Raw genomic sequence first — 26,207 nt, forward strand, 5'->3', positions numbered from 1 at the left:
TCGGTCATCGGGAGGTGCTTTCGGGGGCGCTTTCGGGGACGGGGAGTTCGGCGTGGACGGTCCAGCCGCCGGTGGGGGCGGGGCCGGTGGTGAGGGTGCCGCCGAGGGCTTCGACGCGTTCGCGCATGCCGAGGAGGCCGTATCCGGCGGGGCGGCGGTGGCGGGTGTGGGCGGGGGCGGCGTCGTCGGCGACGGTGACGGTCAGGACGCCCGGGGTGTGGGCGACGGCGACCTCGGCGGTCCGGGCGTGGGCGGCGTGGCGGGCGACGTTGGTCAGCGACTCCTGGACGATCCGGTGCACGGTGGTGGCGACCTCGGGCGGCCAGGTCGGCGCGTCCCGGTCCGGAAGCTGCAGCCGAATGCTCGGGCCGTGGCCTTCGAACTTCCTTGCCAGATCGGCGAGTTCGGCCGGGCCGGGGGCGGCGGGCGCCGTCCCCGGAGTGTCGTCGGCGGCGCGCAGCAGGCCCACGACGCGGCGCATCGCGGACAGCGCGTCCGCGCCGGCCGTCTCGATCCCGGCAAGGGTGTCGTCCAGCTGCTCGGGACGTTTGCGGGCGACGATCCGGGCCGCCTGCGCCTGCACCACCACGCCGGTGATGTGGTGGGCGACCAGGTCGTGCAACTCCCGTGCCAGCGCGAGGCGTTCGTCGCGGCGCGCGGTCTCGGCGGCGGCCTGCCGGCGGTGGTCCAGCAGGCGCAGCCCGAGGCCGGCGGCGAGCGCCAGCGCCCACACCTCGATGCCGACCCGGAACGGGGTCGCCGGGGCCTGCGCCGCCAGCAGGCCCGCCGTCATCATCGCCAGCCCGGCGACGGCGAGCGCGGCGGCCGAACGCCACGGCAGCGTCCGCACCGCGGAGCCGCCCAGCACCAGCAGCCCCAGCACCGCCGCCGCGCCGGGCTCCCCGGGCAGCCCCGCCGCGCGGGCGGCGAGGGCCGCCGCACCGGCCACGGCCAGACCCAGCGCGGCCGCCCCGCCACGGTTCCGCTCCCGCCCCACGGCCAGCGCGCACACCACCGCACCGGTCGCCGCGTCCAGCAGCCACATCCGGCCCTGCGCCGCGTACTGCGCCGCCATCACCAGCACCACCAGCGCGAACCCCGCCCCGAGCACTGCGTTCCCCACCACCGACGTCCGTCTCACGCCGCCACGCTAGGGGAAGCCGCGGGTGCGGCGGACCGGCCGAAAGTACGACGGGCGGGTGGGGGGACCGTACCTTCGGCCGCTGTGGGGGGTCGGGGGTGGGCGGGAGTGTGGGGGCATGGATGGATTGACGAGCGGTGCCGTGCTGGTGGCGGTGGCCGAGAAGACCGAGCGGAGCCCGCTGTTGTACGCGTGGTGGGCGCTTCAGTTGGGCGTACTGGTTGCTCTGGGGTGGGGTGCGTACCGGTTGGTGCGGGCCTGGCGGGGGCGGCGGGCGGGGCGGGACGCCGAGGACGTGGAGCTGTGGTGACGCCGGTGTTGGAGGCCGTCGGGCTCGGCAAGCGGTACGGGCGTCGATCGGCGCTCGCGGACGTGGAGTTGAGTGTTCCGGCGGGCCGGGTGGTCGGTCTGGTCGGGCCGAACGGGGCCGGGAAGTCGACGCTGTTGCAGCTCGCGTGCGGGCTGATCGCCCCGACGGCGGGCCGGATCCGGGTGCACGGTGCGGAGCCGGGCGTCCGACCGGATCACCTGGCGCGGGTCGGGTACGTCGCCCAGGACACGCCCGTCTACCCGGACCTCACCGTCGCCGAGCACCTGCGTCTCGGCGCCCGCCTCAACCCGCGCTGGGATGCGGCGCTCGCCGAACGCCGGTTGGCCCGTTCCGAGTTGGACCCTCGGCAGAAGGCCGGTCGGCTGTCCGGCGGGCAGCGTGCCCAACTCGCCCTGACCGTGGCCGCCGCCAAGCGGCCGGACCTGCTGATCCTCGACGAGCCCGCCGCCGCGCTCGACCCGCTGGCCCGGCACGCGTTCCTGGACCACCTGATGGAGTCCGTCACCGAGCTGGGCGCGACGGCCGTGCTCTCCTCGCACGCCCTGCCCGATGTCGCCCGGGTCTGCGACCACCTGGTGGTGCTGGCTCGCGGACGGGTCCAACTGCACGGCGACATCGGCCCGTTGCTGGCCCGGCACGCCCGGGTGACCGGCCGTCCCGCCGACCTCGACGCGCTCCCGTCGGCCGTCACCGTGCTCACCCGCACCGAGCCGTCCGACGGCGGCCCGGCGACCGCCCTGGTCCGCACCGAGCACCCGCTGCCGGACGGACCGTGGGCCGTCACCGCGCCCGACCTGGAGGAACTCGTCCTCGCCCAGCTGGCCCGCGCCGAGAACGCGCGCCGTCCCGCCGCCCGACCGGAGGCCCGTCGATGATCTGGCTGACCTGGCGTCAGTTCCGCACCCAGGCGCTGATCGGCCTGGGCGCGCTGCTCCTGCTGGCCGGCTACCTGGTGGTGCTCGGCCTCGACGTCCACCACGCCCAGCAGGACACGCTCGCGCACTGCTCGGCCCGCGCCGACTGCACCGGGCCGCTCGCCGCCTTCGCGGACCGCTACGGGCTGCGCACCGACCTGCTCGGCTACCTGCTGCTGGTGGCGCCCGCCGTGTTCGGGGTGTTCTGCGGCGCGCCGCTGGTGGCCCGGGAGTTCGAGGCGGGCACGCACCGGCTGGTGTGGAACCAGAGCATCACCCGACGCCGCTGGCTGGCGGCCAAACTCGGTGTGGTGGGCGGCAGTTGCACCCTCGCCGCCGCTCTCGCCGCGCTACTGCTGGGCTGGGCCACCGGCCCCGTCACCGCCGTTCGCGGTGCGCGCTTCGAGCCGGTCGCGTTCGCCTCGCACGGCCTGGTGCCCGCCGCGTACGCCGCGTTCGCGTCCGTGCTCGGCGCCACCCTGGGCCTGTACCTGCGGCGCACCGTCCCCGCGATGGCGGCCACGCTCGCCGTGTTCGCCGTCGTCCAGCTGGTCGTCCCGGCCGTCGTCCGTCCGCACTACCGGGCGCCCGAGCGCACCGCGGTGCAGCTGACCGCGCCGATCGTCGCCAACCTCAGCAAGATCGGCACCTACGGCGACATCGGCGGACTGCGGGTGCCCGGCGGGCCGTGGGTGATCGACACGAGCGCGATCCTCGACGAGTCCGGCGCGCCCGTCGGGCACAGCGACTGGTTCCAGGACTGCATGGACCACAGTTCGCTCACCGACCTGCCCGGCTGCCTCGCCGACCACCGGATCCACGTCGAGATCACCCAACAGCCCGCCGATCGCTACTGGACCTTCCAGTTCGTGGAGAGTGCGCTGTTCGCCCTGCTCGCCGCCGCCCTGGCCGCTCTCGCGGTGCGCCGGCTGCGGACCCGCGCCGACTGAGCGGAGACGATCCGAAAAACTGCTGACAACCTTTCCGGCATGTTCGGGCGTGTGGTCGGTGTGAGTCGAGAAACCGAGGACGACGCCTACACGGCCTTCGTCGCGGCCGCCTGGCCGCGGCACCTGCGCACGGCCACCCTGATAGCGGGGGACCGGTACCGCGGCGAGGAGCTGTTGCAGGACTGCCTGGTCAAGCTGTACGTCCGCTGGCGACGGGTGGCCACCGACGATCCGCACGCCTACCTGCGGCGGATGCTGGTCAACGGGCACATCAGTTGGTGGCGTCGACGACGTCGGGAGACGCTCACCGCCGATCTGCCGGAGACGGCCGGCGCGGTCGGTGTCGAGTACGACGAGATGGACGAACTCCGGCGTGCGCTGCGGTCGTTGGCACCGCGGCAGCGTGCGGTAGTGGTGCTGCGGCACCTGGAGGACCTGTCCGAGAAGGACACCGCCACCGTCCTCGGCTGCTCGGTCGGCACCGTCAAGAGCCAACACTCCCGGGCGATGGCCCGGCTGCGCACCACCCTGTCGAACAACCGGTCGAGGAACGAGGAGGCTGTCAGCCCATGAGCACCACTGACCACGAGGACCTGTCGCACGCGCTGGAGGTGCTGGCGGACGGCCAGGCCCCGGCCGGGCCCGCGCCGGTGGCGGACCTGCTGCGTCGGGGCCGCCGCAGCAAGCGTCGGCGCGCCGCCACCATGACGGGTGCCGTCGCGGCGATCATCGCCGTCGCGGTGGCGGGCGGCGCCGTGCTGACCGCCGGCCCGACGAGCACTGTGGCCGGTCCGGCGGCCGCCCCGTCCGGCGGGGGCTCGTCGAAGCCGAGCGACGGTGCGTCGTCCAAGCCCGGCAGCCCGGGTTCCGTGCCGAATGTCGCGGAGCTGCTGGCGGCGCGGATCCCGGCCGGCTACCGGATCGAGAACACCTGGAACGACCCGGGCCCGCAGCCGCTGCCGAGCGGGATGCCGGGCCCGACGGACGGAGTCCGGCAGCAGGCGTTCCGGGTCGGGGCGCTGCACAGCATCACCAACGGCACGCGGTCGGGCAACATCCGGATCGAGGTCGGCCAGGTCATCGGTGTTCCGCGGCACTCGACGGGCTACAAGCCGCACGCGACCTGCGGCAATGTGCCCAAGTGCGCGGTCGAGAACCGCCCCGACGGCAGCCAGCTGTACACGTACCTCCCCGACGCGGCGGCGGGCCTGCAGGACTGGCGGGTGACCCTCTACCGCACCGACGGCAGCATGATCACCGCTTCCTCGAACACCATCGCCAACCAGGGGGACAAGCTGTATCCGTCGCCGCTGCTCGACGGCGACCAGCTCACGGCCCTCGCGCTGGACCCGGTGTGGCAGCATGTCGCCGACACCGCGCCGGACGCCAAGGTCTGACCCCGGCGCCGGTCAGGGGCGCAGCAGCCCCCAGTAGAGCGCCCACGGGACGAACGCCGCGCCCGAGAGCGTCAGCAGTCCGAGCCGTACCCGGGCGCCGCCCGCCGGGCGGTTCCGGAGCGCGGTGAACGCGGTCAGTGCGACCGCCACCACCGTTGCCACGGCGGCGAGTTGCAGCAGCCACCAGACGGCCGGCCGGCCCAGCAGGACCGGTCCGGGCAGGGAGGCTGCGGTGATCGCCATGAACAGCAGGTAGAGCGGGGTGCCGACGACCGTGAGGGTGCCGGTCAGGGCGGCCCAGCGGGCCGGGCGGGGCAGGCCTGCCGGGGCGGGGCGGCGGCGCAGTCGGCGGACTGTGCCGGTGGCGAGGTGCCCGACGAATCCGATCAGGCAGACGCCGGTCAACGCGGCCTGGAGCCACGGGGGTTCGTACCAGTGGAGCGGGGCGAGCGGCCGGCTGGCGTACTCCTGTGCGGGGGCGGTGTCGGCGGATGCCGCCGGCAGTCCGCTCGCCAGCCCGTTGATCCAGCGGGACTCGAAGTCGGCGTAGTCGTCCGGCAGTTGAGGGGATCGGTCGAAGCCGTCGGCGAAGCTGCGGCGGAGGTTGTGGCGGACGTCCGGGACGGTTCGGATCGTGTAGTGGCGGTTGCCCGCGCGGTCCAGGGCCTCCCGGACGATCCGCTCGCTCTCGGCGGGCACGGCCTCGCGGTCCAGCGTGCCCCACTCGGCCAGCACCGGCTGGTGGATCCGCTCCCAGGCGGGCACCGGGTCGTAGTCCGCCTCCGGGAAGAGCCCGGCAGCGGCCAGCTGTCGGATCAGCGTGCTCTGCATGGTCGGTACCAGCGAGCCGGTGATTCCGGCGTGTCGGAGGAACTCGCCGTACGCCCAGGCCTGTTGGCGGGCCGGGGTGAGGCCGACCGCGCCGGCCGTCAGCACGAAGGACACGTCCGAGGGGGTGCGTCCGGCGGCCAGGGTGGCCACCCATGCGCCCTCCGACAGGCCCCACAGGCCGACCCGGTTCGGGTCGATCTCGGGCCGGGAGCGCAGGAGTTGGGCTGCGGCGAGGGCGTCGTCGGCGAGCCGGTCGTAGTCGCGTCGGAGGGTGGAGTAACCGGCGGTCCGCTTGTCCCAGATCAGGGTCGGGATGCCGTGGGCGGCGAACGCCTCGGCGGCGGGCCGCAGTTCGTCCATGGTGACCGGGCCGGCCCCGCCGACCATCGCCAGCCCGGGGGCGCCGTTCGCGCCCTGCGGGGCGATCAGTTCGCCGTGCAGAGTGACGCCGTCGACGCTGGTGAACTCGACGGCCGTGTGCGCCAGTTGACCGTTCGGGCGGGCTGCTGCGGGGGCCGCGGTCGGCAGCAGGAGCAGGAGTGCGATCACTCCCAGCAGTTTTGTTCGATGTCTGTTCCCCATGGTGTGGTCTCCCCGTGGTCGAGCGCGGTCGGTCGATCCACCCTTTCCGATCGTCCGCCGTCGCACGATGCGGTTGCCACCCGGACCCGGGGTAGGGGCAACCCCCGGATACGCCAAATGAGCTGACGAGATGTCAGCTCTGTTTTGGCTGGGTGGCTACTTCGGCTCGCGGTCGAACTGCGAGCGGGACCAGCGGTAGCCGAGCACGGTGAGGGCGGCGCACCAGATCAGCGCGATCCACCAGTTGTTGCCGATGTGGGTGCCGAGCAGCAGGCCGCGCAGCGTCTCGATGGCGGGGGTGAACGGCTGGTACTGGGCGATCGGCTGGAACCAGCCGGGCATCGAGTGCAGCGGGACGAAGGCGGTGGAGATCAGCGGCAGCAGGATCAGCGGCAGTGCGGCGTTGCTGGCGGCCTCCGCGTTGGGGCTGCCCATGCCCATGCCGACGGCGAGCCAGGTGAGGGCGAGCGCGACCAGCACCAGCAGGCCGAACGCGGCGAGCCACTCCAGCGCGGTGGCGTCGTGCGAGCGGAATCCGATGGCGACGCCGACGGCGCCGACCAGCACCACGCTCAGCACCGACTGCAGGACGCTGCCGACGACCCGGCCGAACAGCACCGACCCGCGGTGGATCGCCATGGTGCGGAACCGGGCGACGATGCCCTCGTTCATGTCGGTCGCCATCGAGACGGCGGTGCCGACCACGGTGGAGCCGATGGTCATCAGCAGGATGCCGGGCAGCAGGTAGGCGACGTACGCGGCCCGGCCGGCCCCGCCGCTCATCGCGCCGCCGAAGACGTAGACGAACAGCAGGAGCAGCATCACGGGGGTGAGCAGCAGGTTCAGGGTGAGCGACGGGTAGCGCCGGGCGTGCAGCAGGTTGCGCCGCAGCATGGTCGACGAGTCGCGGAAGGCGAGGGCGAAGGCGCTCATCGTGCGTTCTCCTTGGGCTGGTCGGTGACGGCGGGCGCGCCGGTCAGCGCGAAGAACACGTCGTCGAGGTCGGGGGTGTGCACGGTCAGCGCGTCGGCCTCGGCGCCGGCGGAGTCCAGCCGGTCGAGTACGGAGCGCAGGGCGCGCTGGCTGCCGTCGCTGGGGACGAGCAGGGTCAGCGAGTCGTCGTCGCGGGCGCTCTCGGCGAGGGCGTCGGCGGCGGACCGGTACCCGGCCGGGTCGGTGAAGCGGAGTCGGACGTGGCCGCCGGGGACGAGGCGCTTGAGCTCGTCGGCGGTGCCTTCGGCGGCGATCACGCCGTTGTGCAGGACGGCGATGCGGTCGGCGAGTTCGTCGGCCTCCTCCAGGTACTGGGTGGTGAGGAAGACGGTGACGCCGCCGGTGACGAGTTCCCTGATGATCTGCCACATGCTGTGGCGGCTGCGGGGGTCGAGGCCGGTGGTGGGCTCGTCCAGGAAGATGATCCGAGGATTGCCGACCAGCGTCATCGCGATGTCGAGGCGGCGCTTCATGCCGCCGGAGTAGGTGGAGGCGGGCTTCTGTGCGGCCTCGGTGAGGTCGAACCGGGCCAGCAGGTCGGCGGCGACGCGGCGGCCCTCGGCCTTGGGCAGGTGGTGCAGGTCCGCCATCAGCAGCATGTTCTCCTCGCCGGTGATCAGGCCGTCGACGGCGGAGAACTGGCCGGTGACGCCGATCTCGGCGCGCACCGCCTGCGGGTCGGTGGCGAGGTCGTGGCCGCCGATCCGGATCGGGCCGCTGCCGGGGCCGGCCGAGATGAGGGTGGAGAGGATCTTCACGGCGGTGGTCTTGCCGGCCCCGTTCGGGCCGAGCAGGGCGAAGACGGTGCCTTGCGGGACGGACAGGTCGACGCCGTCGAGGACGGTCTTGTCCCCGTAGGACTTGCGCAGCCCCTGTGCCGCGATGGCCAGGCCGGTCATGGGAGAACTCCTTCTGCTGCTGGGCGGGTTGATGCCGTGCGGGTTGGTACTGGGCGGGTTGGTGCCGTGCGGGTCTATGCCGTGCAAGTTGGTGCCGTGCGGGGCCGCCGTGCGGTGCGGCGGCCCGGTGGCGGGGCTGCGGTCAGACCGTGCGGGCGGTGATGTCGCCGTTCATGGTGGTGGCGCGGATGGCGAGCCCGGGCACGTCGTCGGCGTTGCGCAGGGCGTTGTGGATGCGGCCGTGGCCGGTGCCGGCGTCCAGCGAGGCGGACACTCCGCGGGCGGCGCCGACGGTGATCGAACCGGACTGGGTGGTGAGCGCCAGCTCGCCGCTCACCGCCTCGGTGACGGTCAGGTCGCCGCTCTGGGTGTCGAGCTTCGCCGAGCCGGTGAGGCGGCCGACCTCGATGCTGCCGGCCTGGAGGACGAGCCAGCCGCCGGCCGCCTCGTCGAGCTTGATCGTGCCCCGGGCGCTCTCGAACGCGACCTCGCCGAGCCGTCCCACGCCGGTCAGTTCGGTGTCGGCGGACTTGGCCTCGATCCGGGAGCCGGCCGGCAGCTGGACGGTGACCTCCAGCGCGCCGGTCGGGCCGAGCAGGCGGTGCTGTCCGGAGGCGGTGACGATCCGCAGCACGCCGTCCGCGAAGACCACCTCGGTCTGCTCGGCGGCCCGCACGTCGCGGTCCTTCTTCGGGTTGGCGGGGAGCACCTCGACGACGGTGTCGGTGCGGTCGGTGGCGATCAGGCGGAGGTGGCCGGCGGGGATCTCGACGACGGCGGTGATCGCGGCGGGGGTGGCGAACTGCTGCATGGCTGACTCCATCTGCGCTTCGTTTCTGATGATGGAAACGCTACGTTGCGTTCATGAATTCGGCAATGGACTTGTTGCAATCGAAGCGCATCGCAGCAGGTCAATGGCTGTAAATCGTTGCAACGGCCCTCCAGCTAACGCAACGTTGAGGGCGGGTGCGGTGCAATGAAATGTGCGTGAACGCTATGCTGGGGCCGACCGGGAAGACCGACCGAGGAGACCGTGATGCCGGGAGGCAGGCTCACCCAGCAGGAACGCCAGCAGATCGCGCTGGGACTGGCCGAGGACCTTGCGTACGCCGAGATCGCCCGCCGACTCGACCGTCCGACCTCGACCGTCACCCGCGAGGTCATGCGCAACGGCGGCCCCAACGGCTACCGGGCCGACCTGGCCCACCGCGCCACCGAACGCCGCGCCCAGCGCCGACAGGCGCTGCCCCGCAGCCCGTACTCCGACCGGCCCGCCGACGGGCGCGACCCGGAGGCGGTGGCGGTCTATGCGGAGACCGTCACCACGGTGTTCATGCACTCCGGCATGAGCCGGATGCCCGCACGGGTGCTGGCCGCGCTGATGCTCACCGACGAAGGCCGCCTCACCGCGGTCGAGCTCGCCCAGCGGCTCCAGGTCAGTCCGGCGTCCATCTCCAAGGCGGTCGCTTTCCTGGACGACCAGGCGATGATCCGGCGTGAGCGCGACGAGCGCCGCCGTGAGAGCTATGTCCTGGACGAGGACATCTGGTACCAGGCCACCGTCGCCAGCGCCCGGGCCAACGCCGCCGTGGTCGAGGCCGTCCGCGAGGGCGTCTCCGTGCTCGGCCCCGGCACCCCGGCCTCCGACCGGCTGGACAGCATCGCGCGGTTCCTGAACTTCGTCTCCGAGGGCCTGTTCCGGCTGGCCGAGGACGCCCGGGAGATCCAGCACGCCAAGCCCGATCCGGACGCCGAGGACACCGAAGCCGCCGAAGCCGCCGAGGACGCGGTGGTCGGCGGCGGCAGGGGCTGAGGGTCCTGGCCCGCCCGGTCAGGCCGTGGGCCGGGCCGGGTTCGGGCCGCGCGGCCCGACCGGGCGGGCCAGGAACGCGCCGACCGCCGCGGCGCCGGCCAGCAGGGCGACACCGGCCACCAGCAGCGCGAGCCGGGTGCCGGAGCCGTCCCCGGCCGCGTCGGCCGTCGCGCCCAGTACGGCCACGCCGAGCACCGCGCCGGTCTGCCGAGCCGAGTTCAGCGCGCCCGAGGCGATCCCGGACTGCTCCTTGGCGACCGCGCCGACCACCGCCGTCATCAGCGACGGGATCGCGAACGACACCCCGAAGCCGAGCACCAGCAGCCCGCCCGCCGTCGCCACCCGCGCGACCGTCGAACCCCCGGTCGCCGCGGCGGCCACCAGCACCCCGACGCCCATCAGCAGGAACCCGGCGACGGCCGGGCGGCGAGCGCCGATCCGACCCACCAGGCGGCCGGTGAACACCGGGTTGAACGCGGTCGGCAGCATCAGCGGCAGGAACGCCACGCCCGCGCCGAACGCGCTCAGGCCGTGCGCCCGTTGGAAGTGCAGCGAGAGCACGAACAGCACCCCCGACAGGCCGAAGTTCACCAGCAGCCCCGCGCCCAGCCCGGTGGCGAGCGTCCGGTCGCGCAGCAGTCCCAGCGGCAGCATCACGGCACGTCCCGCGGTCTCCCGGCGCCGCTCGACCAGCACGAACAGGCCGCCGGACAGCGCGAACACCGCGAAGCCGCCGAGCACCGGCAGCGAGCCCCAGCCCGCCGGCCCGCCCTCGATGAGGGCGCAGGTCAGGCCGGTCAGGGCCGGCACCGCACAGACCTGCCCCGGCAGGTCCACACCCCGGTCCACGCCCCGGTCCGCCCTGCCCCGGTCCGCCCCGGGCCGGTCCGCCGGCGCGTGACGTGCCGTCAGGGCGAGGGCGAGGAACGCCACCGGCACATTGACCAGGAAGATCGCCTGCCAGCCGAACCGGTCGGTGAGCGCCCCGCCGACCAGCGGCCCGGCGGCCAGCGCGCTGCCGCTGATCGCCGCCCAGACGCCCATCGCCCGGGCCCGGGCCGCCGGTTCGGTCCAGGCGTGCGCGATCACCGCCAGCGAGGCCGGCAGCAGCAGCGCGCCCGCCACCCCGAGCAGCGCCCGCAGCGCGATCAGCGCGCCCATCGAACCGGCCAGTGCGCTCACGCCGGAGCACGCGCCGAACAGCCACAGCCCGGCCAGGAACACCCGCCGTCCGCCGTGCCGGTCGGCCAGCGCACCCGCGGTGAGCAGCAGCGCGGCGAAGGTGAGGGTGTAACCGTTGGAGACCCACTGCAGAGCGCCGAGCGAACCCGACAGGTCCGCGCCGATCGCCGGCAGGGCCACGGTCACCACCGTGGTGTCCAGCATCACCATGAAGTAGCCGAGCGAGAGTCCGAGCAGCAGCAGCCCGTTCCCACGCCGGGAGTCGGTCCGTCGACGACCGGGCACAGTTGTCCCCCGAGGGTGCGAAAGAAGTGAATGGATGCGAAGGGCGCGCCGGACGGTGGCGGCACCGGAGTTCACCTCGCCGGTTGTGCACGGCGGGCGGTCACTGAAATTCTGGCCGTGCCAGGGTGGTTGAGGAAGCGGGCGCTTCCGATGACACCCATCGCCGGAACCGATGCAAGCGATGCACGCGACGCACGCGATGCGAGCGACGCAAGCGGTACACGCCATGCAGCCGGTACGGCGGCCGACACCGACCTGACGAGGAGCGGACGCCGTGGAACTGCGCCACCTTCGGACCTTCCGCACCGTCGCCCGGACGCTCAACTTCACTCGCGCCGCAGCCGAGTTGAACTACGCCCAGTCCAGCGTCACCGAACAGGTCCAGGCCCTGGAGGCCGAACTCGGCACCAAACTGTTCGACCGCAGCCACCGCCGGCTCTCCCTCACCTCCGCCGGGGAGCGACTGGTCGAGTACGCCGACCGGATGCTGCTGCTCGTCCAGGAGGCCCGGACGGCCGTCGAGGACGGAGACCGCCACCCCGGCGGCCGACTGGTCGTCGGCGGCCTGGAGACGCTCTGCGCGCACCGCCTGCCCGCCGTCCTCGCCGCCTACCGCCGCGAGTGCCCCCGGGTGCAGGTGTCGGTCCGCCAGGGCAGCCGCGGCGAACTGTACGACTGGGTGCGGCGCGGCGAGATCGACGTCGTACTGACCTTCGGCCGGGCGCCCCGCGGCGAGGCGACGGCCAGCGAGACGCTGGCCGGCGAGCGGCTGATGGTGGTCGCCCCGAACGGCCACCGGCTGGCCCAGTACGCGCAGCTCGCCGGGCCCGAACTGCGCGGAGAGCCGTTCCTGGCCACCCCGGTCGGCTGCGGCTTCCGCGAGATGCTGGACCGCCTGATCGACAGCCTCGACTCCGACGCCCCTGTGATCGAGACCGAACTGGCCGGCATCGCCGCCCTTCGCCAGTGCGCCGCCGCCGGCCTGGGCTGCGCCCTGCTGCCCGAACTCGCGGTGGCCGACGCGGCGTCCCGCGGCGAACTCACCGCCGTCCCGCTGCTCGGCGACGCCGCCCGGACGACGATCACCATGACCTGGCTGCGCCGCGCCGAGACGCGGCCCGCCGTACCGGCGTTCCTCGCCACGGCGCGCGCCGCGTTCGCCCGGCTGGCGATGGAGGGGGCGGCGGCGTGAGCTGCGCTCAACCTGCCTTCAGGCTTGAGCAGTTGAGCAGTTCGGCGCGGGCCGGGAGCACCTTTTCGAGCAGCAGTTCGTGGAGGTGCGGGTCCGGGTCGGCGACGCCGTCGGACAGCACGCGGAGGCGGTAGTCGTGGTCGGCAGCGTCCAGGGCGGTGGCCAGGACGGCGCCGCCGGTGCTGAGACCGGCGAGGATCAGGGTGTCGACGGCGCGGGCGCGCAGCCGTTGGTCCAGGCCGGTGCCGGACAGGGCGGAGAGGCGGGTCTTGCGAACCGCCAAGTCGTCGTCCAGTTGGGGGAGTTGCGGGTGGAAGGCGGCGTCCGGGTCATCGTGGTGCAGGACGCGATGCCGGGCCACGGCGGCGAAGACCTGGTTGGTGGCGGGGACGGCCGCCCAGTCGGACTCGGTGAACGCGGTGCGCACGTGGGCCACCGTGCCGCCCCCGGCACGGACGTCGGCGGCGGCTCGCTCCAGCCGGGCGAGCAGCGGAGCGGGATCGGGCAGGGCGGCCAGGACGGCGGGCTGGCAGTCGAGCAGGAGCAGTGCGGTGTGCTTCATGGAGAGGTCCTCGAAGTGGCGGATCGACGAACAGCGCGGCTTCGCTTCACGGAGTGGGCGTCGAAGTGGGCGTTCCTGCAACGCCGTTGATCGGAGCAGGCTCGCGCGTCGGCTCCGGCTCCGGCTCCGGCTCCGGCACCGGCGCTGGCGCCGGCTCGCGGCGCGGGAGCAGGAGCGGGGTCGCCAGCGCCAGCAGCCCGGCGACGGCCAGGGTGGTGCGCGGGTCGGTCAGGGTGGCGAGCAGACCGCCGAGCGCGGTGAGGACGGCGGTCGTCGCCTGCTGGCCGATCGACCACGCGGACAGGGTGCGGGCGACCAGGTGGGTGGGGGTGCGTTCCAGCCGGTAGGTGGCGAGGACCGGCGTGAACAGGCTCATGTGGACGATGATCGCCAGCTCGACGGCCATCACCGTGAGCAGGCCGACCACGCCGGACGGGACGAAGGCCAGCCCGATCAGCCAGACGACGCGCAGCGTGCCGACCGTCCGGAACACCCACGTCCGGCCGCGTCGCGCCACCACCCGGCGGGCCAGCCGGGAGCCGATCAGCCCGCCGAGGCAGGGTGCGGCGAACGCCAGGCCGTACTGCCAGGCGGGGAAGTGGAGTTGGCGCAGCAGCAGGACGGCGAGCACCGGTTCGGTGGCCATGATCAGGCCGGACACCAGCAGGTTGTTGAGGTACAGCGCCCGCAGTTCCGGGTCGCCCAGCAGGTGTCGCCAGCCGTCCAACAGCGATCCCGGTCCGGCCGGGCCGCCGTCGCGGGCGGGCGGGGGCTCCTCGCGGTGGCGGATCGCCGCGAGGCCGAGCGCCGAGAGCAGATAGCTGCCCGCGTCCGCCAGCACCGTGACGACCGGGCCGAACACGCCGATCGCGGCCCCGCCGAGCGGCGGGCCGACCGCGATCGAGCTCCAATTCGTCGATTCGAAACGGGAGTTGGCGACCAGCAGGTCGTCCGGCCGGACCAGTGCCTTCAGGTAGGCCCCGCTCGCCGCGCCGAACGCGATCTTCGCTGCGGCGACCACCGCCGACACCGCGAGCAGCTGGCCGAACCCGAGCACCCCGCAGGCGTACGCGAGCGGGACGGACGCCATCGCGCCGCACCTGACCAGGTCGGCCGCGACCATCACCGGTCGCTTGCGCCGGAACTCCACCCACGGCGCGAGCGGCAGCGCCAGCAGCGCCCCCACCGCCGGGCCCACGGCGGACAGCGCCGACACCTCGGCGGGGCCGGCGTGCAGCACCAGCACCGCGATCAGCGGCAGCGCCCCGAACCCCAGCCCCGATCCGTACGCGCTCACCGCGTACGCCGCCCACAGCCACCCGAAGGGCCGTCCCAACGACCGCCGACTGCCCATCGCCACCCCGTTCGACCGCACAAACCCGCGTTGACCCGGCAGAGCAAATCGGGTCGTGAAGGTGCAGGTCAAACAACCGGGAAGGGCCTCGGATACAACCGCTGGTTGTTCACTAAGGTGGACGGCGTGGACCTCGAAGCCGTACGCACCTACCTCGCCGTCGCCGAGGCGGGCCAGTTCCAGAAGGCCGCCGCCGACCTGGCGGTCACCCAGCAGGCCGTCTCCAAACGCATCGCCGCCCTCGAACGGGACCTCGGTGTGCGGCTGTTCGCCCGCACTCCGCGCGGCGCCGAGACCACCATCGACGGCCAGGCGTTCCTGCCGCACGCCCGCGAGCTGCTGCGGGTCGCCGAACGCGCCGTCGCCTCCGTGCACACCGCCCGCCGCCCGCTGCGGGTGGACGTGATCAACCTGCGCGGCGCCGCGTCCGGCCTGCTGCGCGGTTTCCACCGCACCCGCCCCGAGATCGAACTCGACGTGGTGAAGCTGCTCGACATCGACGAGGCCATCGACGCGATCCGCGCGGGCACCATCGACGCGTCCTTCCGCGCCGTCGGCACGCCGGGCCGGCCGCTGCCCGACGACCTGGCGTCCGTCCGGGTGATCGACGAGAAGCTCGAACTGCTCACCGGCCCCGGCCACGTGCTGGCCGGGGCCCGCGCGGTGACACCGGGCGAGCTGGTCGGGCACCGGATCTGGATGCCCGGCATCCTCCCCGGCTCCGAGTGGGCGGCCTACTACGACGACCTGGTCGCCGAGTTCGGCCTCACCATCGAGGCCACCGGGCCCAACTTCGGCTCCGACGCGCTGCTCGACACCATCGCCGACACCCCGGCACTGGCCACCTTCATGAGCGACGGCACCCGCCTGGTCTGGCCGGCCGGCCACGACCTGCGCCGGATTCCGCTCACCGACCCGACGCCGGTCTACCCGCACTCCCTGGTCTGGCACCGCGACAACCCACACCCGGCGCTGGCCGCCCTGCGCGCCCACCTGGCCGCCGCGGGGACTGTCCAGGACGCCCCGGGCACCTGGGTGCCGGGCTGGGCGCGGAGGGCCTGAAGCAGGACCTAAAGCAGGACCTAAAGCAGGACCTAAAGCAGGACCTAAAGCAGGACCTAAAGCAGGACCTAAAGCAGGACCTAAAGCAGTCCGCGCAGGAAACGTTCGAAGGCGGCGGGGGCGGACAGCATCGGGTAGTGGTCGGCCTCCGGCAGGGCCGTCAGTTCCGCGTCCGGCACCTGCTCGGCCAGCCGCCGGGCCCACAGCCGGGTCGCCGGGAGGTCGTGCTCCCCGACCAACACGCTGACAGGAACGGCGAGTTCGGCGAACCGGGTCTTGACGGGCGGGTCGAGCTCGGTGCCGAGGTACTCCTCGTCGGGCAGCGTGACGAGGTGGGTGTTCGCCACCTCCAGGCCGATCATCAGCCTGCGCTGGTCCCGTCCGAGCGCCGGACCCCACGCGTCCACGTCCACCGCCGCCGAGGCGTGCATCCCCTCGGCCGCCCTGACCCGTGCGATCCGTTCGAACAGCGCCGGCAGCAGGGCGCGGGAGGTCTCCTCCTCGGCGTTCGGGTCGGGGAACGGCCCGAACGTGCCGCCCACCGCAACCACCCGGCGGATCCGCGCCGGGTACCGGTGTGCGAACGCCAGCGCACGACGCGCCCCGTCCGAGACGCCCAGCAGGAGCGCGTCCGTCACCCCGGCCGCGTCGAACACCGCCGCGATGTCCTCGACCTCGCTGTACGGCGCCGTCCCCGCCGAGGACAGGCCCGTGTCGCGGTAGTCGAAGGTGATCACGCGGGCCGCCCCGGACAGCCAGGGCAGCGTCGACTCCCACATCCGCAGATCCGCCGCGCCCGCGTTGCACAGCACCACGTCCCGGCCCGTGCCCGCCGTCCGGTAGTGCAGGTAACCCCCGGGAATCTCAACGTACTTCGCCATATGATCGTTGATCAGCATGTTCGAACTGTCGCAGCGCCGGTCGGCCCGGGGGAGCTGTGAGGCCCCCGGCCTCATAGCGACAAAACGCCCACCGGACCGGCCCCGGGGGAGGCACCCGTGATCGAACTCGCGCTCGACGTCCACGACCTGGCCCGGACGAGCTTCAGCATCTCGCCGTTGGAACAACTGCTCACCGGTTCGCTCGCCGTCGACAGCCGCCGCCGCACCGGCCCGAAGGCCCGCTGGTGGCGCGGCATCCGCTCGCGCGTCCCGCACCGGGCCGCACCCTTCCTCGACCTGCTCGCCGACAGCCCGCGCGGCCTGCCCGACTTCCTGCTCGCCGACAGCACCGCCTACCTGCGCACCTTCGCCGACGAACTCGACAGCGTGCTCACCACCACCGACGAACGCATCCACGCCGAACTCGACCACTGCTACGACCGCACCGCACCGCCCGTCGTCCAACGCCTGCGCGAGGAAGGCGCGAGCGCGCTGCGGCCCGTGGTGAACGCCGCAGCCGCGCTCTACCGCGCGTGCCTGGCCCCCGAGTGGCGCGAGATCCGGCGCACCCTCGACGCCGAAGTCCGGTGCCACGCACAGGCGGTGGTGACGGACGGGCCCGCCGCGATGCTGGAGCGCCTGCACCCCCGGCTCGACTGGCGCGACACCGGCACCCTCACCGTCGACCGCCCCGGCCCGCCGGTACGGCACCGGCTCGCCGGGCGGGGCCTGCAACTCCACCCGAACCTGTTCCTCGACAAGTGCGCCGTCCTGCACCAGCACGACCGTCCCACCGCCCTCCTGCACCCGGTGTTGCTCCCGTCCCGCCGGACCGCCGACGACTCCGACGGCCTGCGCCCACTGCTCGGCCCCGCCCGCGCCCGCACCCTCCGAGCGATCGCCCAAGGCCCCTGCACCACCACCGAGTTGGCGGCGACGCTCGGCATCGCGCCGTCCTCGGCCTCGCCGCACACCAACGCGCTGCGGGCCGCCGGGCTGATCACCACCACCCGGCAGGGGCGCGGCGTCCAGCACGCCCTGACGCCCCTGGGACACGCCCTGCTGGCAGCCAACCCCTGAGGGGCGCCGAGCGGGCCCTGACGGTGCCCTGGAAGGCCGTGTCGGCCCGTCATGTCAGCCCGCCGGGACGGGGTTGCCGACGCCCTTGCCGGCACGCACCCACTGCATCGCCTCGCGGACCCGGGCCGCACCGGTCCGGGCGAACGCCTGGCCGCCGCCGACCGCGGGGGTACGGGCGCCCAGACCGGCACACGGGCGGCAGATGCCCGGCTCGGGGATCGGATCGCAGCACCTGGCGCACTCGGCGTACGGAGCCCGTGGGGGCGGCGCGGCCTCCGGGACGGGCGGCAGTTTCGTCTCCAACCGGTAGCGCAGGAAGCCCCCCGGCGAGAGGATCCGGTCCGGCAGACCGTCCGTGAGGGCCCGGGTGAGCTCCGATTCCGGCACACCGCGCTCCAGCCACGGCACGACCTGCGGCGCGAGCCTCCGCGCCTCGGCCTGGCCGATCCGCAGACGCGGCGTGCCGGCGATCGCCCGGAGCAGCACGGAGACGGCCTTCCGGTTGCGCTCCTTCACGGCCTCGGCCACCAGCTGATGCACGGCCTCACGCCCGGCCCGCGTGCTCGGATCCAGCTGCTCGGCAGACGCGGGCTGGGCGGGGACGGCGGCGGGGGCGGGGACGGCGTGGGCGACGGGCGCGGCGGGTGCGGCGGGTGCGGCGGGCCGTGCGGCGCGTTCGCGTCGGGCGACGGGAACGGCTGGTCGGCTCGGCGCGGCGGGCGCGGCGGGCTGGTTCGGCCGAGGCGAGCCCATGGGCCCACCGGACCCACCCGGGCCACCGGGCCCACCGGGGCCACCGGACCCACCCGGGCCACCGGGCCCACCGGGGCCACCGGACCCACCCGGGCCACCGGGCCCACCGGGCTCGTCAGGCCGGGCAGGCCCACCCGGGTCGTCGGGGCCGCCACGGCCATCGGGGCCGCCAGGCACACCGGACCCGCCAAGACCGTCCCGCTCGTCCGGCCCGCCAAGGCCGTTCGGCGGGACTGGCCCGGCAACGCCGCCCTGCTCGTCCGGCCCGCCAAGGCCGTTCGGCGGGACTGGCCCGGCAACGCCGCCCTGCTCGGCAGGCCCGCCAAGGCCCTCCGGCGCGTTCGGCGTGTCGGCTCGGCCCGAGTCCGGCTGAGGCGCGTTCGGCGGGTCGGTCTCGATCCGCCGTTCCGGCCGTCCCGCCCCGACCGGCTCGCGCTGCTCGGCGAGCTTGGCGAGCCCGTTGAGCTCGCCGGGGGGTAGGGGGGTGGTTTTTACCTCCAGGTCTTTAAGGAGGAGTCCCGGCGCGTCGAACGTCACTCCACCGAAGCCCGGCCCGTCGGTCCCCGGTCCCCGGTCACGGGAGGGGAGGTGGGGCTTGTCGTGCACGTGGATCTGGGTGGTGACCCGACCCTGGAAGCGGGTCTTCACCGTCACGTAGTACCCGGCGGCCTTCAGCTCTGCCAGGGCGTTGTTGACGGCGGCTCGACCCAGGCAGCTGGAGTCGGCGAGGTTCTTGGCGGTCTCCCAGTGGCCGTCCGGCAGGGAGAGGAGGTACCCGATCACACCGCGGGCGGTGAAGGAGAGGGCAGGATTCTGCAGAATCTCGGTTGGCAGATAGGTGCATTCGCCCTCGTGGGCGCTACGATAAACGCGCATCGGAAATTGCTGTTCCTGTTGCCGGGCCCCGGGACGTTGGCGCGTCGCCGGGGCTATTTGGTTTCTTGGAAGCGGAACTTAGCACCCGAACCGTGGCAGAAGACGGGTGAGAGAGTCCGCTGACCGGATGGTCGCCATGTGTGTACGCAATCGGACCGTTCGCGATCGTAAACGGTCAAAATCTGTCATCTTCCTGACCGCTTCTGACCGTTTCGCCTGAAGATCACCCGTTCGAAGGACGCCCCGCCGTCACCAGGTAGTAGTCGAGCAGCCCCCGCTCGTACGCGTGCAGGAAGTTTCGCGGCCAGCTGCCCTCGTCCCACCAGCGGCTGAGCCAGCGGTCCCAGCCCGGCCAGACGTCCGCGCCGAGCGACTCGACACGCCGGTCGGCCAGCCCGGTTGCCGCGAAGGCGTCGGTGAGTGCGCCGACCGGGCGGGCGATGTCGAGGCCGTCGGCGAAGGTGTCGAGCAGGCCGGCGAGGTCCTCGGGGCGGCCGGGGGAGTCGTCGGGCGTGAAGAAGCTGACGACGGCGACCCGCCCGCCGGGGCGCAGTACGCGGAAGGTTTCGGCGGCGAAGTCGGTCAGGCTCGGAAAGTGCTGGGCGGCCTCGACGCTGATGACGACGTCGAACTGCCGGTCCTCCAACAGCAGTTGGCCTGCCGCGCCGCGGACGAACCGGAGCCGGTCCGGTTCGCGCCGGAGCGTCTCGGCGTGGGCCCGGCGGGCCCGTTCCAGCTGGGCGGGGTGGATGTCCAGACCGGTCACGGTGGCGGCGTCGCATTCGTTCAGGGCGAGTACGCAGCCCATGCCGAGCCCGCAGCCGACCTCCAGGATCCGGGGCGCTTTCGGAAGCCGGGCGGCGTCCAGGACGCGCCGGTAGAGGTCCTGCTGGCTGCGGATCCGGTCGGCTTCGTCAATCGGGTGCGTCAGATCGATGTCATGCCAATAACCGAAGTTGATGAATCCTCCGGCGAAGATCCGTTCCGCGCCCAGGTCGGCGGGGCCGTACGTCTCCCGCACGGCGGGACTCATCTCGGGAACGTCAGGACGGGCATCGGGTTCCACGGGGCGCACCTCCGGATCGAGCGGTCGTCGAATGGCGTGCGACGCCCAGCGTGCCGTGGGCGCGCACCGCCTGACAACGGCGCGTGGCGCGGCCCGGTGACGGGCGGGCGGAATCCTCATCCGGTCCGATCACGACGGGAAACCGCCATCTTCCGCCTACCCGTTCAGGCAGGCGAGGACGGCCAGCACCCGCCGGTTGCTGTCGCTGTCCGGTGGCAGCCGTAGCTTCACGAAGATGTTCGAGATGTGCTTGGCGGCCGCGCCCTCGGTCACGAACAGCCGCCCGGCGATCGCGGTGTTGGAGCAGCCCTCGGCCATCAGCTCCAGCACCTCGCGCTCGCGCGCTGAGCGTGCCGAGCGGTTGGTCGCGGGAGTGGCTGACCATCAGCTGGGAGACCACGGCCGGGTCCATCGCGGTGCCGCCGGCGGCGACCCGGCGGATCGCGCCGATGAACTGCTCGTTGTCGAAGACGCTGTCCTTGAGCAGGTAGCCGATGCCGCCGGTGCCGTCGGCGAGCAGCTCACGGGCGTACATCTGCTCGACGTGCTGGGAGAGCACCAGGATCGGCAGGCCGGGGATCTGCCGCCGCGCCTGCAGCGCGGCCCGCAGGCCCTCGGTGGTGAAGGTCGGCGGGAGGCGGACGTCGACCAGCAGGATGTCGGGACGGTGCTCGGCGGCGGCCGTCAGCAGGTCGGGGCCGTTGTCGACGGCCGCGACGGTCTCGAAGCCGTAGGCGTCCAGGAGTTGGATCAGCCCCTGCCTCAGCAGGAAGAGGTCTTCGGCGAGGACAACGCGCACGGTATCTCCATCGTGATGGCGGTCGGGCCGCCCGGCGGGCTGGTGATGTCGACGGTGCCGTCGAAGGTGGCCAGCCGGCGGCGGATGCCGTGCAGGCCGGTACCCCGGGCGGGGTCGGCGCCGCCCCGGCCGTCGTCGACGACCCGGGCGTGCAGCACGGCGCGGTCGTGCCGGGCGACGACCTCGACGCGTTCGGCGCCGGAGTACTTGAGCGCGTTGGTGAGCAGCTCGGACACCGCGAAGTACAGCGCGGATTCGAGCGGCGGCGGCACCGCGCCGGGCAGCTCCACCGTCACCTCGACGTGCAGCGGGGCTGGTCAGGCCGAGGGCGTACAGCGCGTCCGCCAGGCCGCGTTCGGCAAGGACCGGCGGGTGGATGCCGCGCACCAGTTCGCGCAGTTCGCGCAGCGCCGTGACGGACGAGGTGCGGGCGTCCCGCAGCAGCCTGCGGGCCTCGTCCGGGTTGCTGTCGAGGTGGCGTTCGAGCGCGCCCCGAACACCAGGCTCAGCTCCCGGAGCGCCACCGCCTCCCCGTCACCCCGGCCGTGGACCTTCCCCACCGCCTCCAACCGGACCGCCGGCCCGTCCCCCTGCACCTGCACCGCAACCCCTCCACCCGGTCGGCCGCGCACCTCGCGCGAACACCTGACCAACGCCAGGAACGGCCGCCGCCGGGCACGCTGGCATTCCCTGGCGTCTGCGAAGTAGAACTTTCTCCACCCCGCCGAGCTCGGCTCAGGCGAACGCCGCCCACCGCTCCACGCCGAATCCGCCCCCCGGCGTGCACCGGACCTCCAGCGCCCCCGCCCCACCGAAGTGCGCCGGAACCACCAACTCCCGGCGCTCGGCCGCCCGTTCGAGAATCCGGCGACGGCTCGCCGCCGCCTGCTCCGGGTCGACGCAGAAGCAGCTGCTGCACGACGGCGCGAGGACCTGCACCGGACTGTGTATCAGATCGCCGACGAATACCGCCCGCTCGCCGCCCGACTCCAACCGCAGCACCGCCGAGCCCGGTGTGTGACCGGGCGCCGACTCCAACACCAGGTTCTCGTCGATCCGGTGGACGCCCTCCCAGCGCTCCAACTGCCCGCTCCGGACGACCGGGGCGATGCTGTCCAGATAGATCAGCCGACTCTCCAACTTCCCTCCGTCGAAGGAGTTTTCGGGCCCGAAGTGGAAATCGTCCGCCGCGTTCAGCAGGTAGCGTGCGTTCGGGAACGTCGGCACCCACTCCCCGTCGACCTCGGTGGTGTTCCAGCCGATATGGTCCGCGTGCAGATGGGTGTTCACGACCACGTCCACCTCCTCCGGACGGACGCCCGCCTCGGCGAGCCGGCCCAGGAAGTCGCCCTGCCACCGATGGAACATCGGCGTCTCCGGCCGCTCCCGGTCGTTGCCGATTCCCGTGTCCACCACGACAGTTCGGCCGCCACTGCGCAGCACCCAGGTCTGCAGCGCGGCCGCCGCCATCCCGCTCTCCGGCTCCCAGTGGTGCGGCGCGAGCCAGCCGACGTTCTCCTCCCACAACCCCGGCCCGCCCTGCGGGACCAACTGATCGGCCGGCAGGAACGGACCCTGCCACTCGACGATGCGGAGGACCTCGACCTCGCCGAGCACGACGCTCTGTGTGCGGTTCATGCCTCCGAAGCTACGCGGCACCCGGGGAGCGCCTCAATGCCGCAACACCTCATCCGGATACGCGAAACTCTCACGGCCGAGCGCATCGATACACTCCCGCCATGGATGTGGTCAGCGACGCGATATCGACCGTCCGGATCGGACGACCCTCCTCCAACCGCGTACGGGTGAGCGGGAGTTGGTGTGCCCGTTTCGCGCCCTACGACGGCGCGGGATTCCACGTCGTCCTCTCGGGTGGCTGCCGACTGTTCGGCGCGGACGGCATTGCCCTGACCCTCGCGGCCGGCGACGCGGTGCTGCTCCCGCGCGGCGCGGGCCACGTGCTCGCGGACGCCGAGGCCGATCCTTCCAGGGCCCAACACGCCGTCCCCTTCGAGGAGTTCGCCGGCGAGCTGCCGAAGGTGCCGCCCGGCAGCCCCGGCGAGGTGGAGCTGCTGTGCGGCAAGTACCGCCTGGACCACAGCCGCGCACACCCGCTGCTCGCGGAACTCCCGGACGTCGTCCACCTGCCCAACCGGGTCGGCCACCACCCCGAACTGCGGTCCGCCATCGACCTGTTGGGGCGCGAGCTGAACGGCCACCGGCCCGGCTCCGGGATCGCCGTGCCGAGCCTGCTCGACCTGCTGCTCGTCTACATGGTCCGAGCCCGCCTCGCCGAGGACTCCGCCGGCGCCTGGCCGGCCGCCCTCGCCGACCCGGTGACGGCGGCCGCGGTCCGCGCCCTGCACGCGGACCCGGCCGCCCCCTGGACCAACGACCGGCTGGCCGCGGAGGTCGGCGTCTCCCGCGCCACCCTCGCCCGCCGGTTCACTACCCTGATCGGCCGCCCCCCGATGGCCTACCTCACCTGGTGGCGGCTCGCCCTGGCCGCCGCCCGCCTCCGCGACACCCCCGACCCCCTCGCCGCCATCGCCCGCCAGGTCGGCTACGGCACGCCCTACGCCCTCTCCCACGCCTTCCTGCGCGAGTTCGGCACCACCCCCGGGCGCTACCGCAGCCGTTGACCGGCCCAGCCGCCGCCGTCCCGGTCGGCTCCACCGGCAGCACCTTGCGGTATGTGTTCGGGTAGGTGGCGTCCCAACCCACCAGCGTGATCCGGCCGCGCTGGCCAAGTGCCGTCAAGTGCCGTCGAGCGCCGTCAGGCACCGTCTGCGAGTTCGCGCAGCGTCGCCTCGGCCTTCGGGGTCAAGGCGAGCGGGCCCTGACCGGTCGTCCACACCGCCTGGACGTCGAGGCTGCGCAGCCGCCAGCCGTCCGAGGTGCGGACGGCCTCGCCGGTGAAGGTGCCGCCGACGTCGAAGTGGCCGCCGGGGGCCTCACCGCGGGCCTGCTGGGTGGTGGCGAGGTGGACGTGGGTCATGATGGCGCTCCAGCGGACGGTGGCCCGGTCGCCGTCGAGGGCGATCAGGTAGTTGGCGCCGACGTGCTGGGTGCGTTCGAACTTGCCGAGGGTGGCCTGCTCGGCCTCGGCCAGTCCCTCGATCCCCTGGTGGTCGCCCACCGGTGTGCTGATCCGTACATCGGACGTGAAGTACCGCCGCGCCCACGCCTCGTCGAACCGCCCCCCGTCCCGGGGCACCGTGTCGAGGCTGATCAGATAGCCGTCGACGAGAGAGGCGATCTCGGCGCGGTCGGCCAGGGCCTGAACCCGACGTTCGAGCGCGGCGAACTCCGCAGTGCTGATGCTCATGTCCGTACCTCCCAGGGGACGAGAGCGGCCGCCCCGGCCGCACACCGGCGAGGCTAGAACTTCAAGCCCGCTTCAGATCAAGTGCCAAGCGCCAAGTACCAGGCGCCAAGTACCAGGCGGTCAGCCGCGCACGTGCAGCCCGAAACCCTGGCGGCCCGCCGGCTCCAGCCCCTCCTTCAGGAGCAGCGACGGCAGCTCGTAGTCGCCGAAGTTCTGCGGTCGGAAGGCGATCGGCCCGGTCGACTCCAGAGTGAGCAGCCGCCGCTTCCACGCCTCGGCGATGCCCGGGTACGCCTCCTCGGTCAGCCGGTCCGCGCCGTACAGGACGAACGGCGGCAGCACCTCGACGCCGGGGTAGTAGAGGATGCCGTGCTGGAACGGGAACAGCAGGTCGTCGATGGGCCCGTTGATGCCGCGCGCGGCATAGTGCGACTCGGGTCCGCCGACCGTCACCGACAGCAGCGCCCGCCGGCCCGCGAGGGTGCCCTCGCCGAAACGCTCGCCGTACTTGGTGGCACTGTGCTCGCCGACGCCGTACGCGAAGCGGTAGGTGAACACCCGGTCCACCCAGCCCTTCAGGATCGCGGGCATCGAGTACCACCACAGCGGGAACTGGAAGATGATCGTGTCGGCCCACAGCAGCTTCTCCTGCTCGGCGAGGACGTCCGCGGAGAGCGTCCCGGCCTCGAACGCCCGCCCCGAGTCCAGCGCGACCTTCAGCGGGTTCGACGCCTGCGGGCCGTAGTCCTCGGCGTCCACCACCGCCTTCCAGCCCATCGCGTACAGGTCGCTCACCCGCACCTCGTGCCCGGCCGCCTCCAGGGTGGACACCGCCAGGTCCTTCAGCGCGCCGTTCAGCGACTTCGGCTCCGGGTGGGCGTGGACGATCAGCGTCTTCATGGGAACTCCCTCATCGGTTCGGATGCCTTCGACGCCCTCGATCCTGGACGTTCCGCCGCCCGCCGTTCAGGGCCCCCGCCACCGTCGGACCGGACTTCCTGGTACCGGCAGGACCACCCTCAACGGCGCCGCCCGTACCCATACTTGAGCCCATGGACGATCTCGCGGGCTTCCTGCGGACCCGACGCTCCCGGGTCGACCCGGCCACCGTCGGCATCCCCACCGACAACCGCCGGCGGGTCGCAGGGCTGCGCCGCGAAGAGGTCGCGCACCTGTCCGGCGTCAGCGTCGACTACTACGTGCGCCTGGAGCAGGGCCGCGCCACCCAGCCCTCCGAGCAGGTCCTCGACGCGCTGGCCCGCGTCCTCGACCTCGACGGGACCGAACGCGAGCACCTCTACCGCCTCGCCCGCCAGCGCCGCCGCACCACGAAGACCCCGGCCGCCCGGATCCGCCCGGAGCTGCTGCGCGTCCTCGACCTGGTCCCCGACGCACCCGCGCTGATCATGAACCACCGGCTGGACGTCCTCGCCTGCAACCGCCTCGCCGCACTCCTCCTCGGCCGCCCCGCACCGGGCCTGAACACCGCCCGCCACATCTTCCTCGACGAAGCCGAACGCGGCCTCTACGCCGACTGGGAGAGCTGCACCCGCGACGTGGTCGGCCACCTCCGCCTGGCCGCCGGCAAGTACCCCGACGACCCGCGCCTGGCCTCCCTCATCGGCGAACTCGCCATGGGCAGCGACCGCTTCCGCCGCCTCTGGGCCCGCGCCGACGTCCGCGCCCGCACCCACGGCCGCAAGGCCTACCAGCACCCCCTGGTCGGCCTGCTCGAACTCCACCAGGAGAACTTCGCCCTCCCCGACGAGTCCGGCATCGAACTCCTCGTCCTCTCCGCACCCCCCGGCACCCCCGCCCAAAACGCCCTCCGCCTCCTCGCCACCCTCGACCCCCCGACCACCACCCCCTCGACCTCCTCGACCCCCTCGTTCTCCTGAGTGACAGCCGGCCAGGAGCGGCGGGATGATGCCACCGA

At 73.2% G+C, this 26,207-nt stretch carries 25 protein-coding genes and 2 pseudogenes; 11 read left to right on the forward strand and 16 right to left on the reverse strand.

All coding sequences use genetic code 11. The features are described 5' to 3' along the window. Positions 1 to 4: 4 nt before the first annotated feature. Entirely contained in the window at positions 5 to 1,141 is a 1,137-nt protein-coding gene (locus AMK19_RS01265) for a sensor histidine kinase (protein WP_198953150.1), read from the reverse strand. Positions 1,142 to 1,259: 118 nt separating this feature from the next. Between AMK19_RS01265 and AMK19_RS01270 the strand changes: the two genes are divergently transcribed. Genes AMK19_RS01270 through AMK19_RS01290 form a run of 5 tightly spaced genes read left to right on the forward strand, consistent with a single transcriptional unit; the run spans position 1,260 to position 4,733 of the window. Beyond that, a complete protein-coding gene (locus AMK19_RS01270; protein WP_073807332.1) occupies positions 1,260 to 1,451 on the forward strand; it encodes a hypothetical protein in 192 nt (63 codons plus the stop codon). After that, the gene (locus AMK19_RS01275; protein WP_073808284.1) at positions 1,448 to 2,347 is read left to right on the forward strand and encodes an ABC transporter ATP-binding protein; all 900 of its coding nucleotides are present in this window, start codon (positions 1,448 to 1,450) and stop codon (positions 2,345 to 2,347) included. Before AMK19_RS01270 ends, AMK19_RS01275 begins: the two co-directional genes overlap by 4 nt. Continuing rightward, entirely contained in the window at positions 2,344 to 3,336 is a 993-nt protein-coding gene (locus AMK19_RS01280; RefSeq protein WP_073807334.1) for an ABC transporter permease subunit, read from the forward strand. Before AMK19_RS01275 ends, AMK19_RS01280 begins: the two co-directional genes overlap by 4 nt. Positions 3,337 to 3,375: 39 nt before the next feature. Next, complete coding sequence (locus tag AMK19_RS01285) at positions 3,376 to 3,909, forward strand: SigE family RNA polymerase sigma factor (protein ID WP_073807335.1); 534 nt, start codon at positions 3,376 to 3,378, stop codon at positions 3,907 to 3,909. Beyond that, the gene (locus tag AMK19_RS01290; protein WP_073807337.1) at positions 3,906 to 4,733 is read left to right on the forward strand and encodes a hypothetical protein; all 828 of its coding nucleotides are present in this window, start codon (positions 3,906 to 3,908) and stop codon (positions 4,731 to 4,733) included. The genes AMK19_RS01285 and AMK19_RS01290 overlap by 4 nt, the downstream gene beginning before the upstream one ends. Positions 4,734 to 4,745: 12 nt before the next feature. Here AMK19_RS01290 and AMK19_RS01295 read toward each other — a convergent pair whose 3' ends face one another. The 4 genes from AMK19_RS01295 to AMK19_RS01310 form a co-directional block, all read right to left on the reverse strand. Beyond that, positions 4,746 to 6,113 carry an alpha/beta hydrolase family protein gene (locus AMK19_RS01295; protein WP_198953151.1) on the reverse strand — a complete coding sequence of 456 codons (1,368 nt, stop codon included), beginning with the start codon at positions 6,111 to 6,113 and terminating at the stop codon, positions 4,746 to 4,748. 189 nt (positions 6,114 to 6,302) lie between these two features. Then, positions 6,303 to 7,079, reverse strand: a complete 777-nt coding sequence (locus tag AMK19_RS01300) for an ABC transporter permease (RefSeq protein WP_073807340.1) — start codon at positions 7,077 to 7,079, stop codon at positions 6,303 to 6,305. Further along, positions 7,076 to 8,038: an ATP-binding cassette domain-containing protein gene (locus AMK19_RS01305; RefSeq protein ID WP_073807341.1), complete on the reverse strand. Its 963-nt coding sequence runs from the start codon at positions 8,036 to 8,038 to the stop codon at positions 7,076 to 7,078. The genes AMK19_RS01300 and AMK19_RS01305 overlap by 4 nt, the downstream gene beginning before the upstream one ends. Positions 8,039 to 8,180: 142 nt before the next feature. After that, positions 8,181 to 8,849, reverse strand: a complete 669-nt coding sequence (locus AMK19_RS01310) for a DUF4097 family beta strand repeat-containing protein (RefSeq protein WP_073807343.1) — start codon at positions 8,847 to 8,849, stop codon at positions 8,181 to 8,183. Between the two features lie 225 nt (positions 8,850 to 9,074). Between AMK19_RS01310 and AMK19_RS01315 the strand changes: the two genes are divergently transcribed. After that, the gene (locus AMK19_RS01315; protein ID WP_073807344.1) at positions 9,075 to 9,851 is read left to right on the forward strand and encodes a MarR family transcriptional regulator; all 777 of its coding nucleotides are present in this window, start codon (positions 9,075 to 9,077) and stop codon (positions 9,849 to 9,851) included. Positions 9,852 to 9,869: 18 nt separating this feature from the next. Here AMK19_RS01315 and AMK19_RS01320 read toward each other — a convergent pair whose 3' ends face one another. After that, the gene (locus AMK19_RS01320; protein WP_241844191.1) at positions 9,870 to 11,318 is read right to left on the reverse strand and encodes an MFS transporter; all 1,449 of its coding nucleotides are present in this window, start codon (positions 11,316 to 11,318) and stop codon (positions 9,870 to 9,872) included. Positions 11,319 to 11,592: 274 nt separating this feature from the next. Here AMK19_RS01320 and AMK19_RS01325 point away from each other — a divergent pair, with 274 nt between their 5' ends. Then, positions 11,593 to 12,510, forward strand: coding sequence for a LysR family transcriptional regulator (locus tag AMK19_RS01325; protein WP_073807346.1), 918 nt, complete (start codon positions 11,593 to 11,595; stop codon positions 12,508 to 12,510). A 7-nt stretch (positions 12,511 to 12,517) separates the two neighbouring features. Here AMK19_RS01325 and AMK19_RS01330 read toward each other — a convergent pair whose 3' ends face one another. Then, complete coding sequence (locus tag AMK19_RS01330) at positions 12,518 to 13,072, reverse strand: cysteine hydrolase family protein (protein ID WP_073807347.1); 555 nt, start codon at positions 13,070 to 13,072, stop codon at positions 12,518 to 12,520. A 46-nt stretch (positions 13,073 to 13,118) separates the two neighbouring features. After that, positions 13,119 to 14,426 (reverse strand): MFS transporter, encoded by a 1,308-nt coding sequence (locus tag AMK19_RS01335; protein ID WP_073807349.1) that lies wholly within the window; start codon positions 14,424 to 14,426, stop codon positions 13,119 to 13,121. Between the two features lie 126 nt (positions 14,427 to 14,552). Here AMK19_RS01335 and AMK19_RS01340 point away from each other — a divergent pair, with 126 nt between their 5' ends. After that, positions 14,553 to 15,488, forward strand: a complete 936-nt coding sequence (locus tag AMK19_RS01340) for a LysR family transcriptional regulator (protein ID WP_073807350.1) — start codon at positions 14,553 to 14,555, stop codon at positions 15,486 to 15,488. Between the two features lie 80 nt (positions 15,489 to 15,568). Here AMK19_RS01340 and AMK19_RS01345 read toward each other — a convergent pair whose 3' ends face one another. Beyond that, complete coding sequence (locus tag AMK19_RS01345) at positions 15,569 to 16,369, reverse strand: alpha/beta fold hydrolase (protein WP_073807352.1); 801 nt, start codon at positions 16,367 to 16,369, stop codon at positions 15,569 to 15,571. Between the two features lie 117 nt (positions 16,370 to 16,486). Between AMK19_RS01345 and AMK19_RS01350 the strand changes: the two genes are divergently transcribed. Further along, a complete protein-coding gene (locus AMK19_RS01350; protein WP_073807353.1) occupies positions 16,487 to 17,449 on the forward strand; it encodes an ArsR/SmtB family transcription factor in 963 nt (320 codons plus the stop codon). A gap of 54 nt (positions 17,450 to 17,503) precedes the next feature. On the opposite strand, the gene AMK19_RS34885 is transcribed toward AMK19_RS01350, so the two are convergent. From AMK19_RS34885 to AMK19_RS01380, 5 genes and pseudogenes are all read right to left on the reverse strand, one after another. Beyond that, a complete protein-coding gene (locus AMK19_RS34885) occupies positions 17,504 to 18,202 on the reverse strand; it encodes a hypothetical protein (RefSeq protein WP_158071849.1) in 699 nt (232 codons plus the stop codon). Positions 18,203 to 19,301: 1,099 nt separating this feature from the next. Next, a complete protein-coding gene (locus AMK19_RS01365) occupies positions 19,302 to 20,111 on the reverse strand; it encodes a class I SAM-dependent methyltransferase (protein WP_073807358.1) in 810 nt (269 codons plus the stop codon). A gap of 189 nt (positions 20,112 to 20,300) precedes the next feature. Then, a pseudogene (locus AMK19_RS01370) lies at positions 20,301 to 20,943 on the reverse strand (response regulator). Continuing rightward, positions 20,907 to 21,435: pseudogene (locus tag AMK19_RS01375) on the reverse strand (sensor histidine kinase); the annotation flags it as partial. The pseudogenes AMK19_RS01370 and AMK19_RS01375, both read right to left, overlap by 37 nt. 243 nt (positions 21,436 to 21,678) lie before the next feature. Beyond that, positions 21,679 to 22,581 carry an MBL fold metallo-hydrolase gene (locus AMK19_RS01380; RefSeq protein WP_073807360.1) on the reverse strand — a complete coding sequence of 301 codons (903 nt, stop codon included), beginning with the start codon at positions 22,579 to 22,581 and terminating at the stop codon, positions 21,679 to 21,681. Between the two features lie 101 nt (positions 22,582 to 22,682). Between AMK19_RS01380 and AMK19_RS01385 the strand changes: the two genes are divergently transcribed. Further along, positions 22,683 to 23,585: an AraC family transcriptional regulator gene (locus tag AMK19_RS01385; protein WP_073807362.1), complete on the forward strand. Its 903-nt coding sequence runs from the start codon at positions 22,683 to 22,685 to the stop codon at positions 23,583 to 23,585. 134 nt (positions 23,586 to 23,719) lie between these two features. Here AMK19_RS01385 and AMK19_RS01390 read toward each other — a convergent pair whose 3' ends face one another. Next, positions 23,720 to 24,271, reverse strand: coding sequence for a nuclear transport factor 2 family protein (locus AMK19_RS01390; RefSeq protein ID WP_083646425.1), 552 nt, complete (start codon positions 24,269 to 24,271; stop codon positions 23,720 to 23,722). 120 nt (positions 24,272 to 24,391) lie between these two features. Continuing rightward, complete coding sequence (locus AMK19_RS01395) at positions 24,392 to 25,171, reverse strand: NAD(P)H-dependent oxidoreductase (RefSeq protein WP_073807363.1); 780 nt, start codon at positions 25,169 to 25,171, stop codon at positions 24,392 to 24,394. 152 nt (positions 25,172 to 25,323) lie between these two features. On the opposite strand from AMK19_RS01395, the gene AMK19_RS01400 reads away from it, so the two are divergent. Further along, positions 25,324 to 26,169, forward strand: coding sequence for a helix-turn-helix transcriptional regulator (locus tag AMK19_RS01400; RefSeq protein ID WP_073807365.1), 846 nt, complete (start codon positions 25,324 to 25,326; stop codon positions 26,167 to 26,169). Positions 26,170 to 26,207: the final 38 nt, after the last annotated feature.

It is taken from the genome of Kitasatospora sp. CB01950 (genome assembly GCF_001905465.1).
Classification (GTDB): Bacteria; Actinomycetota; Actinomycetes; order Streptomycetales; family Streptomycetaceae; genus Kitasatospora.

Coding starts and splice junctions, on each gene's coding strand:
- AMK19_RS01270 (WP_073807332.1), top strand. CDS start 1,260: ATGGATGGATTGACGAGCGGTGCCGTGCTGGTGGCGGTGGCCGAGAAG.
- AMK19_RS01280 (WP_073807334.1), top strand. CDS start 2,344: ATGATCTGGCTGACCTGGCGTCAGTTCCGCACCCAGGCGCTGATCGGC.
- AMK19_RS01285 (WP_073807335.1), top strand. CDS start 3,376: ATGTTCGGGCGTGTGGTCGGTGTGAGTCGAGAAACCGAGGACGACGCC.
- AMK19_RS01290 (WP_073807337.1), top strand. CDS start 3,906: ATGAGCACCACTGACCACGAGGACCTGTCGCACGCGCTGGAGGTGCTG.
- AMK19_RS01300 (WP_073807340.1), bottom strand. CDS start 7,079: ATGAGCGCCTTCGCCCTCGCCTTCCGCGACTCGTCGACCATGCTGCGG.
- AMK19_RS01305 (WP_073807341.1), bottom strand. CDS start 8,038: ATGACCGGCCTGGCCATCGCGGCACAGGGGCTGCGCAAGTCCTACGGG.
- AMK19_RS01310 (WP_073807343.1), bottom strand. CDS start 8,849: ATGCAGCAGTTCGCCACCCCCGCCGCGATCACCGCCGTCGTCGAGATC.
- AMK19_RS01315 (WP_073807344.1), top strand. CDS start 9,075: ATGCCGGGAGGCAGGCTCACCCAGCAGGAACGCCAGCAGATCGCGCTG.
- AMK19_RS01330 (WP_073807347.1), bottom strand. CDS start 13,072: ATGAAGCACACCGCACTGCTCCTGCTCGACTGCCAGCCCGCCGTCCTG.
- AMK19_RS01335 (WP_073807349.1), bottom strand. CDS start 14,426: ATGGGCAGTCGGCGGTCGTTGGGACGGCCCTTCGGGTGGCTGTGGGCG.
- AMK19_RS01345 (WP_073807352.1), bottom strand. CDS start 16,369: ATGGCGAAGTACGTTGAGATTCCCGGGGGTTACCTGCACTACCGGACG.
- AMK19_RS34885 (WP_158071849.1), bottom strand. CDS start 18,202: ATGGGCTCGCCTCGGCCGAACCAGCCCGCCGCGCCCGCCGCGCCGAGC.
- AMK19_RS01365 (WP_073807358.1), bottom strand. CDS start 20,111: ATGAGTCCCGCCGTGCGGGAGACGTACGGCCCCGCCGACCTGGGCGCG.
- AMK19_RS01380 (WP_073807360.1), bottom strand. CDS start 22,581: ATGAACCGCACACAGAGCGTCGTGCTCGGCGAGGTCGAGGTCCTCCGC.
- AMK19_RS01385 (WP_073807362.1), top strand. CDS start 22,683: ATGGATGTGGTCAGCGACGCGATATCGACCGTCCGGATCGGACGACCC.
- AMK19_RS01390 (WP_083646425.1), bottom strand. CDS start 24,271: ATGAGCATCAGCACTGCGGAGTTCGCCGCGCTCGAACGTCGGGTTCAG.
- AMK19_RS01395 (WP_073807363.1), bottom strand. CDS start 25,171: ATGAAGACGCTGATCGTCCACGCCCACCCGGAGCCGAAGTCGCTGAAC.
- AMK19_RS01400 (WP_073807365.1), top strand. CDS start 25,324: ATGGACGATCTCGCGGGCTTCCTGCGGACCCGACGCTCCCGGGTCGAC.